The sequence below is a fragment of the Pseudomonas sp. G5001 genome (genome assembly GCF_013385475.1).
GTDB lineage: Bacteria > Pseudomonadota > Gammaproteobacteria > Pseudomonadales > Pseudomonadaceae > Aquipseudomonas.
The window spans coordinates 144610-156159 of the sequence record NZ_JACAPZ010000022.1 but is presented as its reverse complement, the minus strand read 5'-3'; the positions used below and the strand labels follow the sequence as shown (position 1 = coordinate 156159).

9 protein-coding genes are annotated in these 11550 nt (G+C 61.8%); all 9 read right to left on the bottom strand.

The genetic code is table 11. The features are described from left to right. Window positions 1–13: 13 nt before the first annotated feature. Window positions 14–1051 (bottom strand): ABC transporter permease, encoded by a 1038-nt coding sequence (locus HX805_RS19470; RefSeq protein ID WP_003214704.1) that lies wholly within the window; start codon window positions 1049–1051, stop codon window positions 14–16. Window positions 1052–1110: 59 nt separating this feature from the next. Beyond that, entirely contained in the window at window positions 1111–2664 is a 1554-nt protein-coding gene (locus HX805_RS19465; protein WP_177080199.1) for a sugar ABC transporter ATP-binding protein, read from the bottom strand. Window positions 2665–2727: 63 nt separating this feature from the next. Continuing rightward, complete coding sequence (locus HX805_RS19460; RefSeq protein WP_003214701.1) at window positions 2728–3663, bottom strand: sugar ABC transporter substrate-binding protein; 936 nt, start codon at window positions 3661–3663, stop codon at window positions 2728–2730. 365 nt (window positions 3664–4028) lie between these two features. Continuing rightward, entirely contained in the window at window positions 4029–5069 is a 1041-nt protein-coding gene (locus HX805_RS19455; protein WP_102369291.1) for a Gfo/Idh/MocA family oxidoreductase, read from the bottom strand. A gap of 131 nt (window positions 5070–5200) precedes the next feature. After that, window positions 5201–6061, bottom strand: a complete 861-nt coding sequence (locus HX805_RS19450) for a sugar phosphate isomerase/epimerase family protein (protein WP_177117214.1) — start codon at window positions 6059–6061, stop codon at window positions 5201–5203. Between the two features lie 160 nt (window positions 6062–6221). After that, window positions 6222–7232 carry a Gfo/Idh/MocA family protein gene (locus HX805_RS19445; protein ID WP_177117213.1) on the bottom strand — a complete coding sequence of 337 codons (1011 nt, stop codon included), beginning with the start codon at window positions 7230–7232 and terminating at the stop codon, window positions 6222–6224. Window positions 7233–7251: 19 nt separating this feature from the next. Further along, window positions 7252–9183 carry a 3D-(3,5/4)-trihydroxycyclohexane-1,2-dione acylhydrolase (decyclizing) gene (iolD, locus tag HX805_RS19440; protein WP_177117212.1) on the bottom strand — a complete coding sequence of 644 codons (1932 nt, stop codon included), beginning with the start codon at window positions 9181–9183 and terminating at the stop codon, window positions 7252–7254. A 10-nt stretch (window positions 9184–9193) separates the two neighbouring features. Next, window positions 9194–10009 carry a TIM barrel protein gene (locus HX805_RS19435; protein WP_177035980.1) on the bottom strand — a complete coding sequence of 272 codons (816 nt, stop codon included), beginning with the start codon at window positions 10007–10009 and terminating at the stop codon, window positions 9194–9196. Between the two features lie 27 nt (window positions 10010–10036). Further along, window positions 10037–11539, bottom strand: a complete 1503-nt coding sequence (locus HX805_RS19430) for a CoA-acylating methylmalonate-semialdehyde dehydrogenase (protein ID WP_102605498.1) — start codon at window positions 11537–11539, stop codon at window positions 10037–10039. Window positions 11540–11550: the final 11 nt, after the last annotated feature.

Genomic DNA, 11550 nt, shown 5'->3' with positions numbered 1-11550 from the left:
CTTGAGGACCGTGTCAGCGCTTGAGTTTGCGCTTGTTGCGATATTGGTCGATCACCACCGCCACCACGATGATCAGGCCCTTGATGATGTCTTGGATGTACGCATCCACGCCGACGAAGGTAAACCCGCTGGCCATCACGCCGAGAATCAACGCGCCGATCACGGTGCCGGTGATGCGCCCTACCCCGCCCGCCAGGCTGGTACCGCCGATCACCGCAGCGGCAATCGCGTCCAGCTCATAGGACATGCCCATGCCCGCCTGCCCGGTGGCCGCCCGTGCCGACGCCACTACACCGGCCAGGCCTGCCAGCAGGCCGGCGATGCTGTAGACGATGATCAGGTGGCGCTTGACGTTGATGCCCGAGGTGCGCGCCGCCTGCATGTTGCCGCCGATGGCGTAGGTGTACTTGCCGTACTTGGTGTAGCGCAGGGCGATATGGAAGATCACCGCCACCACCAGGAAGATCACCACCGGCATCGCGCCGTGGCCGATGGCCGTGTAGGAGTCCGAGAGCATGCTCACCGGCTGGCCTTCGGTGTAGTAACGCGCCAGGCCACGGGCCGAGACCATCATGCCGAGGGTCGCAATAAACGGTGGAATCCCGGTGACCGCAATGATACTGCCGTTGATCGCCCCCGCCAGCAGCCCCACGCCCAGGCCCATCGCCACCGGTATCCACACCGGCAGGTCAGTCAATGACGGAAACACCGCACGGGAAAAGTCGGAAGTCTGCGCCAGGCTGGCGGCGATCATCGCCGACAACGCCAGCACCGAGCCCGAGGACAAATCGATACCGGTAGTGATGATCACCTGGGTCACGCCAATCGCCAGCAGGCCGATGATCGACACCTGCAGGATCATCAATACAAGGCGCTGGGAGTTCATCAGGAAGCTCTGGTCGCGCACGATCCAGCCGAACAACTCAAACACCAGGCCGATGCCAATCAGCACCAGCAGGATGCTCAGCTCGGTGGGCATGCGTCGACGGTGCTTGACCGGCGCCGCAGCGGGCTTCTTTTCCTCGGGTTTGCTTTCCAGTATCGCGTTCATAACCACTCACCTTTTTTATCGCGTTGCGCCGGCCACAACGGGCCGGCGCCGTCTGTTCGTTAGTGGACCGCCGTCATACCGGAAGCCAGTTGCATGACTTTTTCCTGGGTCGCATCCGCGCGGTCCAGGGTGCCCATCAGGTCGCCTTCGTGCATCACCATCACCCGGTCGCTCATGCCCAGCACCTCGGGCAGCTCCGAGGAAATCATGATCACCGCCATGCCTTCGCTGGCCAGGTAGGAAATCAGCCGGTAGATCTCGGCCTTGGCGCCCACGTCGATACCGCGAGTGGGTTCGTCGAGGATCAGCAGCCGTGGGTTGGTCATCAGCCAGCGGGCCAACAGGGCTTTTTGCTGGTTGCCACCGGACAAGGTGTCGATGCATTGCTCCAGCGACGGGGTTTTCACCCGCAGCTTGGTGCACATGTCTTCACACAAGGCACGCAGGGCTTTTTGCTGGATAAAGCCATTGCCGGAGTAATGCGGCAGCACAGCCATCTCCATGTTCTCGAGCACCGACAGGCAGGGGAACAGGCCGCTGAGCTTGCGGTCTTCGGTCAGCAGCGCGAAGCCCTTCTCGATGGCCATGTGCGGGTCGGTGATGCGCACGGTCTTGCCGTCCAGCTGGATCTCGCCGCCGGAGCTTGGGGTGATGCCGAAAATGGTTTCGGCCACATTGGTCCGCCCGGAGCCCATCAGCCCGGCGATACCGAGAATCTCCCCGGCGTGCAGGTCGAACGACACGCCCTGGAATACCCCATCCAGGCGCAGGTCGCGCACCGACAGCAGCAGATCGCCGATGGGCTTGTCGCGCACTGGGAACAGCTGGCTCAGCTCACGCCCCACCATCATCGAGATCAGGCTGTCGCTGTCCATGCTGTCGGCCCGCTGCAGGCCGATATAGGCGCCATCGCGGAACACCGCCACTTCATCGGCGATGGCGAATACTTCGTTCATTTTATGGGTGATGTAGATGATGCCTTTGCCCTGGGACTTGAGGTCGGCAATGATCGAAAACAGGTGGGCCACTTCCTTGTCGGTAATGGCGGAGGTCGGTTCATCCATGATCAGGATGTCGGAGTCATAGGACACCGCCTTGGCAATCTCGACCATCTGCCGCTCGGCAATGCTCAGGTTGCCGACGTGTTCCTCCGGGTCGAGGTTGATCCGCAGCCGCTCCAGCAGTTCGGCGGTGCAGCGGTGCATTTCCCGGTGGTTGACCATGTGCAGGCCGTTGAGCTGTTCGCGGCCGATCCAGATGTTCTCGGCGATGCTCATGTGCGGCATCAGGTTGAGTTCCTGGTGGATCATCGCGATCCCGGCTTTCTGCGCCGCCAACGGCGTTTCGAATTTGATCGGCTTGCCACGCAAGCGGATTTCACCGGCGTCGGGCTGATAGATGCCGGCGATGATCTTCATCAGCGTCGACTTGCCCGCACCGTTCTCGCCCATCAGCGCCAGCACCGAGCCGGGGCGCACCCGCAGCTGCACATCGGCCAGGGCCACGACGCCGGGAAAGCCTTTGCTGATGTTGGAGATCTCCAGCAGATAGGGTTCTTCCAGTACCAAGGGCTGGATACCGGGAGGCTGGGAAGCAGTCGCTTGAGCAAACATATCGGGTACTCCGTCAGCAGGGCCGCCGTGGCTGCCCTGCCGGTTTATTGTTGTTATTAAGGGCTACTTGAAGTCTTTGACGTTGTCCGGGGTGATCAGCTTGAACGGGATCACCACGTTCTGCTCGACCGGCTCGTGCCTGGCCATCTTGCGCGCCGCTTCCACCGAACCCACGGCCTGGCCATTGGCGTCCTGGAACGCCGACGCGGCCATGTCGCCCTTGGTAATCGCGTTCAAACCGTCCGGTGTGCCATCCACCCCGGCGATCAACACGGTGCCCGGCTTGGTGCCCGCCGACTTCAACGCCATGGACGCACCGATGGCCATCTCGTCGTTGTTGGCCAGCACCGCGTTGAATTCACGGCCTTGGGTCAGCCAGTCGTTGACCAGGGTCATGCCCTTGTCACGCAGCCAGATGCCGGTCTGTTCCTGCTCGATGGTGATGCCTGGGTATTTGGCCAGGACTTCCTTCACCCCCTTGGTGCGGTTGGTGGTGGAGTTGTTCGCCAGGTCACCCAGCAGGATCACGATCTTGCCCTTGCCGCCGAGCTTTTCGGCGATGTACTGCATTTGCAGACGGCCCGCCTCGACGTCATTGGAGGTCACGGCCACGATGCCTTTGGGCAGATCCGTCTGGTCGGGACGACGGTTGACGTACACCAGCGGAATGCCCGCTGCGAGGGCCGCTTTACTGATATTGGCGGTAGACGCCGTGTCGACCGGGTTGACGATGATGGCGTCGACTTTCTGGCTGATAAAGTTCTCGACCTGGCTCAGTTGCTTGACCACATCGGCGCGGGCGTCTTCGAACTGCAGCTGCACGCCGTCACCCTTGGGGTAGGACTTGGCTTGCTTGTCCATGTCCTCGCGCAGGTAAGTCAGGAAGGTGTCATCGAACGCCGACATGCTCACGCCCACCTTGATATCGGCCGCCGTGGCGAAACCACTGGCGAGCATCATGGACAGGGCCAGCGCGGTAAAACGGATCGGGGTCTTCATGAACGGTCTGTCTCCAATTTCTTGTTGGTTTTGTGGACGTTGCGTTTTTCAGAGCGAAGCGGTCGGCAGTCGAACGATCGGCGCCCCCGGAATGCAGCACACCAGGGAACCCTTGCTTTCGACGCACAGCACATTCAGGAGGGAGAAGTAAAACGGCCGGGCGCGGGGCAGACCGCGAGGCTTGAGGGCAGGACGTAAAACTCGCAGTACAGCGTTGAAGATTTTCATCTGACGGTACCTGGTTGTTTTGATCTTGTTTTTGTCGAGTCGCCCGAATCGAGTCCGAACGTACTTTATGCAACCTGGAATGACTTTATTGGAAAATAATTTCCATATCAACCTGTTTTAGAATTTTATTCTATTTTTCATCCATGAGGCTCCATAGCCGCCATTTCCACTACCTGCTGGCGCTCTGAACTCAGGCGCGCGGCGTCCAGTACGCGGGTGGTTGCCAGCGCATCCAGGACGTTCACCGGCAACTCGCCGTGGCCTTCCACCGCGCTTTGCAGCTGACTGTAGAACTGATTCCAACGGCCCTTTTCCGACGGCACCCGCTCACGATCCGGCCCCTGCTCGAACCAGCCCCAGCGTCGATGTTCTTCAGCGCCCCAGTGCTCGCCTTCGGTTTTCGGGGTCTTGCCGGCCAGCAGCGCCTCTTCCTGGCCGTCCAGCCCTTCGATGGTGTAGCAACCGGCCGTGCCATTCACCCGAAACCGCGGGGCCTGGCTGTTTTGCAGGGCGCTGCCCCACAGGTGTGAAATCACCCCGTTGGCGTGGGTCAGCGATACAAAGAAGCCGTGGTCCACGCTCCGCTCATCGGCGGTGTAGTGCAACTGCGCGAACACCCGGTCCACCGGGCCGAACAGTTGCATGGCCTGGTCCACCAGATGGCTGCCCAGGTCCCGCAGGAAGCCGCCGCCGCTGGCATTGCCCACCGAGCCCGGGTTGTAGCGCTCCACTCGGGATTCAAAGCGGGTGACGGAGCCCAGGGCTCCGGCGTCGATCAGCTTGCGCAGGGTCAGGAAGTCCGAATCCCAGCGCCGGTTCTGGTAGACGCTGAGCAGCACGCCCTGGCGCTCGGCGGCGGTGATCAAGGCCTGGGCCTGTTCGGCATTGCTGGCAAAGGGTTTGTCGCTGACCACCGCCACACCGTGTTCGATGGCCTCCAGCACCAGGGCCGGACGGCCCTTGAGGGTGGTGGAGATCACCAGCACGTCGACACCGGCCTCGGTGATCTGCCCGATACTGTCGAAGGCCTTCACTCCGGGGTGATCCGTCGCCAGTTGCTGGCGACGTTCGGGTGACCGCGTCACCACGCCGACGAAGGTCGCCCCCGGCAGGCTGGCTATCAGGGGTGCATGAAATACACGGCCGCCTTTGCCGTATCCAACCAGTCCGATTCGCATACAAATACTCCTTGGTTAATTGTGGCGAGGGAGCTTGCTCCCGCTCGACTGCGTAGCAGTCGCAAGCTTTTGGGGGCGCTTCGCACCCCAGCGGGAGCAAGCTCCCTCGCCACAGGGCAAGCCACAACGGTCTAACAGCGCAACTCGCGGGTCACCCGCTCCAGCATCATCCGGTTGGACTCATCCGGCCGGTCTTCCCAGGCAAACACCGACACCGTGGCAATGCCGTCGAACTTGATTTCCCGCAGGGTGCCGAAAAACGCCTCCCAGTTGACCTCGCCCTGACCGATGTCCAGGTGCTGGTGCACGGTGGCGGTGACGCCCGGCGGGTTGACGATGTAGCGCAGGTTGGACGAAGCGCGGTGGTTGTAGGTGTCGGCGATGATCAAGTGGCTGAGTTTGGAGCCTGCGTACTTGAGCATCGAGGCGATATCGCCCTTGCCGTCGTCATAGAAGAACGTGTGCGGCGCGGCGTAGAGGTAGTTGATCCAGTCGCGGTCGAGGCCGCGAATGATGTCCACCGACTCGTTGTTACGCTCGCAGAAGTCGTACGGGTGCGCCTGGATATCCAGCTTGACGCCTTCGCGTTCGAACTCCGGCATCAGCTCGTCCATGGAGCGCATGAACTGGTTTTCGCACACCAACGGGTTGTCGGACTGGCCGGTGAATTCGGTGTTGACCAGCTCGCAGCCCATTTCCACGGCGATCTGGATCGCGCGCTTCCAGTTGCGCACGGCGGCAACCCGCAGGCCTTCGTCGGCGGCGGCCCAGTGGTACATGGGCAGCAGGGATGAGAGTTGCACGCCGGCGTCGCTCAGGGCCTTGCGAAATTCCTTGATGCGCGCGCGGTCGACCCGGGGGGCCTTGTAGAACGGCAGGAAGTCTTCCCGGGGCGAGAGTTCGATGTGCTGGTAGCCGAGTTCGGCGGCCTTGTCGACCATTTGGCCGAGGGGCAGGTGGCGGTACATGTAGGGGTCTAATGCGATGCGCATGCTTGAGATCTCCCGAATCTGAGGTAGGAACTCGGTCAAATGTGGGAGCGGGCTTGCTCGCGAATGCGGTGGGTCAGTCGATGCAAATGTTGACTGAAAGGCCGCATTCGCGAGCAAGCCCGCTCCCACACTGACTGCGTTACATCAGTGAGGGTTGTGATTAGCCGTAGAAATGCGGACGGGGTGGCAGGCCCACTTTCACAATCTGCCCACTGTTCTGCGCCTCAATGCACGCATCCGCCGCCACCGCCGCGGCAAAACCATCCCACGCCGACGGCCCCCCCACTTGCCCTGCCCTCACACCGTCGATAAACGCCTGCAGCTCAACGTCATACGCCGCGATGAACCGGTCTTTCCAATCCATAAGGATCGCGTTCGACAGCTTGGCCCCGCTGCGCATCTGCACCTGGGACGGCTCCGGCAATTTCGCAATGCCAGTCTCCCCCACCACTTCGCACTGGATGTCGTAGCCGTACTGGCAGTTCACAAACACTTCCACATCGATGCGCGTGCCCTTGGCGGTTTCCAGCAGCACGATCTGCGGGTCACGCAGATGGGCCAGCGCCTTGCTCGATTTACGCGGGAACACCACCTGCACCGACACGTAGTCATCGGCCAGCAACCAGCGCAACACATCCAGCTCGTGGATCAGGGTGTCGGTGATCGCCATGTCGGTCTTGTAGTTCTCACCCACCCTCGGGTTGCGGTGGGCACAGTGCAGCATCAGCGGCTCGCCGATCTGGCCGCTGTCGATCACGGCTTTCAAGGCGCGATAGCCTTGGTCATACGGACGCATGAAACCCACCTGCACCAGGCGCTTGCCGTGGGCCACTTCGGCCTCGACGATCTTGCGGCAGCCTTCGGCAGTCACCGCCAGCGGCTTCTCGCAGAACACGGGTTTGCCGGCCGCAATCGCCGCCAACACAAATTCTTCGTGGCTCGGGCCCCATGAGGTCACCAGGATCGCCTCGACCTGCGGCGAATTGATCAGCGCGTGGCCGTCCGGGTACACCTCGGCGGTGAGTTTCAGGTCAGCGACGACCTTGGCCGCCTGCTCAACGTTGATGTCGGTCACGGCCACCACCTGGCTGTTGAGCAAGGTCTGGCTGCAGCGACGAATGTGATCCTGGCCGATGGCGCCAGTACCGATAACACCCAACTTCAAAGACATGAAAACACTCCTCTTGTTATTAGTACTGCCGGGCCTTGGCCAGGCGTTCATTGAGTTGTTTGGCCACCGCATCGGTGCGCGCGCTGGTGGACACCTGCGCCACACCGACGCGCCACCACGACAGGTATTTGTGGATCATGGTTTTCGGCAGGACCTTGACATCAATCAGCGTCGACACGGTTTGCGTGCGCGCATCGGCCAGCGCCGCCTGCAACTGCTCCACGTTGTTGACCTTGTAGGTCTTGCAACCATAGGCCGCCGCACTCATAGCGAAGTCCACCGGCACAAAACCGCCGTCGAGCTTGCCGGTCTCGGGATTGCGGAAGCGGAACTCGGTGCCGAAGCTGTCCATGCCGTGTTCCATCTGCAAATTGTTGATGCAGCCGAAGGTCATGTTGTCCAGCAGCACCACGTTGATCTTGCGCCGCTCCTGGATCGAGGTGGCCAGCTCCGAGTGCAGCATCATGTACGAGCCGTCGCCCACCAGTGCGTACACCTCGCGCTCGGGCTCGGCCAGCTTCACGCCCAATGCGGCGTTGACCTCGTAGCCCATGCACGAATAACCGTATTCGACGTGGTAGGTGTTGACGCCCTTGCTGCGCCAGCTGCGCTGCAAGTCACCCGGCAGGCTGCCGGCAGCGGCGACGATGATTGCGTCGTCGGCCAGGGCTTCGTTGAGCACACCGAGTACGCGGCTTTGGGTCAGGCAGGAACCGGTCAGCTCGATAAACTCACGCAGCACCGCCGGGTCCATGTGGTCGTTGATTTCAGGGACGAAGTTTTCAGTCTGGTATTCCGCCTGGTAGATCCGGTCGACTTCGACGTCCAATTGCGCCTTGGCATCCCGTGGCTGATCCCCCCAGCTGGAACGGTAGTCGCCCAAGGCTTCAGCCAGTGCTTCCAGGCCAACCTTGGCATCCGCCAGCAACTGCACGCCATCGAGTTTCAGTGCGTCGCACGGGCTGATATTCAGGTTGAGAAACTGCACCTCAGGATGCTTGAACAGTGACTTCGACGACGTGGTGAAATCGGTATAGCGCGTACCGATACCAATGATCAGATCCGCCTCGGGTGCCAGCAGGTTCGCCGCCAGGCAGCCGGTTTCACCAAGACCGCCGAGGTTCAGTGGATGGCTTGAAACCACCGCGCTCTTGCCCGCCTGGGTTTCCGCGAACGGAATGTCGAAGCGTTCGGTAAAGGCTTGCAGCGCGGCATTCGCCCCGGAGTATTTGACCCCGCCGCCACACACGATCAGCGGTTTGCGCTTGCCCTTGAACGCCGCCACGGCATCCCCCAGCATCGCTTCGGTCGCCGGGCGACGGTCGATACGGTGCACGCGTTTTTGCAGGAAGTAATCCGGGTAATCCCAGGCTTCGCCCTGTACATCCTGCGGCAGGGCCAGGGTCACGGCGCCGGTTTCCGCCGGGTCGGTGAGCACGCGCATAGCGTGAATCGCCGCCGTCATCAGCTGTTCCGGGCGGTTGATGCGGTCCCAGTATTTGCTGACCGCACGAAACGCGTCGTTGGTGCTGATGCTCAAGTCGTGGAACTGTTCGATTTGTTGCAGTACCGGATCGGGCTGGCGACTGGCGTAGACATCACCGGGCAACAGCAGCAACGGAATCCGGTTGGCGGTCGCGGTCGCCGCGGCGGTCAACATATTCGCCGCACCCGGCCCCACCGAGGAGGAGCACGCGTAGATCTTGCGGCGCAAATGCTGCTTGGCAAAACCAATCGCCGCGTGGGCCATGCCCTGTTCGTTGCGGCCCTGATGCACCACCAGGTCGCCGCTGTCCTGCTCCAGGGCCTGGCCCAGGCCCAGCACATTGCCGTGGCCGAAAATCGTGAAGATGCCGGCGACAAACTTGCTCTGCACACCATCGACTTCGATGTACTGGTTATCCAGAAACTTCACCAGGGCCTGGGCCATGGTCAATCGGGTTGTGGTCATGAGGTGCCCCTTATCGTTTCTGCAGGTGGGCGATACTCGCCCCCAACGCCTGCTTGATATCTGCCAGGCCGTGCACGCTTTCGGCGAACGGTTCGAATGACAGGTGGCCGCTGTAGCCGGTGCTGAGCAGCGTGTCGATCTGCGCGGCATTGCCGAGGATGTCAGCCTCGCCCACCAGCACGCGGTGGCCGTCGCGGATCGAGCTCAGCGGTGCGTCGGCATCTTCCACGCCGGAGATATGCACCAGCCCGGTCAGCTCGGGGAAGAACTCATGTTCACTGGCCAAATGGTGGTGGAAGGTGTCATGCACCACGCGGAACACATCCAGGCCGCCGACAGACTTGATCGCATCCACGGCCACGCGTTTGCGGCGCAGCGAGCATTCTTCAAACCCCAGGGGTTCGACAAAACCGAGAATCCCGTATTCCCGCAGGATCGGCGCCAGTTCACTCAAGGCGGTGCGCAAACCGGCCGAGCGATGGGCTTCGTTGCGCGAGTCGGCGCGGTCGTTCAACGGGCACATCACCAACGCCTGCGCGCCGCATTCGCGGGCATAGGCCGCCAGCTTGATGGCCTGGGCGCGGCGTTCGTCATTCCACACATCGAAGGGGTACAGCGCGTTGATCGACAGCACCGTGATGCCGTGCACCGCGCACAGTTCGCGCACGCGGCTGGCGGGAGTGCCGTCTTCAATCTCGATGCCCTTGAGGTCGTTACGGATCTCGATGGCGTCGCATTTCAGGGTCACCGCCAGCTGGATAAAATCGGGCAGGGAAAGGCTGGGGGCGACCATGCGGTTCAGGGCAAAACGTAGAGGCGACTTCATTATTGTTGTGCTCCACACTCGAAAACGTTACTTGGCAGTTGGCATGCTGAATTCAGGGCCCTTGGCGATGCTGTCGGGCCAGCGTTGCATGACGCTCTTGTAGCGGCTGTAGAAACGAATGCCTTCTTCGCCATAGGCGTGGTGGTCGCCGAACAGCGAGCGCTTCCAGCCACCGAACGAATGCCAGGCCATCGGCACCGGAATCGGCACGTTGATGCCGACCATCCCGACCTTGATGGTGCGGGCAAAGGCACGGGCAATGCCGCCGTCGCTGGTAAAGCACGACACGCCGTTGCCGAACTCATGGGCGTTGATCAAAGCCACGGCGCTGGCAAAATCCGCCACCCGCACGATGCCCAGCACCGGCCCGAAAATCTCTTGCTGGTAGATGCTCATTTCGGTGGTGACGTTATCGAACAAGGTCGCACCGACGAAGAAACCACCCTCCGCGCCCGGCACCTTGAAGCCACGACCGTCGACGATCAGCTTCGCGCCCTGGGCCACGCCCTGGTCGATAAACCCTTCGACCTTGGCCTTGTGTTCGGCGGTAACCAGCGGGCCCATCTCGCTGTCTTTTTGCATACCGTTGCCGACCTTCAACTGGTCGATACGCGGCAGCAGTTTTTCGATCAGCCTGTCGCCGACATCGCCCACCACCACGGCAATCGAGATCGCCATGCAGCGCTCGCCGGCCGAGCCGTACGCTGCGCCGATCAAGGCGTCAGCCGCCTGATCCAGGTCGGCGTCGGGCATCACGATCATATGGTTCTTCGCCCCGCCCAATGCCTGCACACGCTTGCCGCGCTGGGTGGCCTGCTGGTGGATGTACTCGGCAATCGGGGTGGAACCGACGAACGAAATCGCCTCGATATCCGGGTGCTGCAACAGGCCATCTACCGCGCTCTTGTCACCCTGCACCACGTTGAACACACCGTCGGGCAGCCCGGCTTCGGTCAGCAGGCGGGCCATCAGCAAACTGGCGGACGGGTCGCGCTCCGACGGCTTGAGGATGAAGCAGTTACCGGTGGCCAGCGCCAGCGGGATCATCCACAGCGGCACCATCACCGGGAAGTTGAACGGGGTGATGCCGGCGCACACGCCCAGTGGCTGACGCAGGTTCCAGTTGTCGATGCCGCCGCCGATGTTGTCGCTGAAATCGGTTTTCAACAGGTTTGGCGCACCGCAGGCGAACTCGACGATCTCGATGCCGCGGGTGACTTCGCCCTTGGCGTCGGAGAACACCTTGCCGTGTTCGCGGCTGATGATTTCAGCCAGCTCATCGTGGTGCTGGTCGAGCAATTCCTTGAATTTGAACAGCACCCGCGAACGGCGCAGGGACGATTGCTCGGACCACGCCGGGAAGGCTTTCAGCGCCGACGCCACGGCCTCATCGACGGTCTTCTGGCTGGCCAGCCCGACGCGGGCCTGGACTTCGCCGGTGGCCGGGTTGAACACATTGCTGAAACGCTCACTGGCGCTGTCGTGCACCTGGCCGTTGATGTAATGGCCGATTACCGGGGCGTTGCTCATTATTGTTCTCC

Bases quoted from the DNA above. Each gene is read 5' to 3' on its own strand.
- HX805_RS19430 (WP_102605498.1), bottom strand. From the start codon at position 11,539: ATGAGCAACGCCCCGGTAATCGGCCATTACATCAACGGCCAGGTGCAC.
- HX805_RS19460 (WP_003214701.1), bottom strand. From the start codon at position 3,663: ATGAAGACCCCGATCCGTTTTACCGCGCTGGCCCTGTCCATGATGCTC.
- iolD (WP_177117212.1), bottom strand. From the start codon at position 9,183: ATGACCACAACCCGATTGACCATGGCCCAGGCCCTGGTGAAGTTTCTG.
- HX805_RS19435 (WP_177035980.1), bottom strand. From the start codon at position 10,009: ATGAAGTCGCCTCTACGTTTTGCCCTGAACCGCATGGTCGCCCCCAGC.
- HX805_RS19465 (WP_177080199.1), bottom strand. From the start codon at position 2,664: ATGTTTGCTCAAGCGACTGCTTCCCAGCCTCCCGGTATCCAGCCCTTG.
- HX805_RS19445 (WP_177117213.1), bottom strand. From the start codon at position 7,232: ATGTCTTTGAAGTTGGGTGTTATCGGTACTGGCGCCATCGGCCAGGAT.
- HX805_RS19470 (WP_003214704.1), bottom strand. From the start codon at position 1,051: ATGAACGCGATACTGGAAAGCAAACCCGAGGAAAAGAAGCCCGCTGCG.
- HX805_RS19450 (WP_177117214.1), bottom strand. From the start codon at position 6,061: ATGCGCATCGCATTAGACCCCTACATGTACCGCCACCTGCCCCTCGGC.
- HX805_RS19455 (WP_102369291.1), bottom strand. From the start codon at position 5,069: ATGCGAATCGGACTGGTTGGATACGGCAAAGGCGGCCGTGTATTTCAT.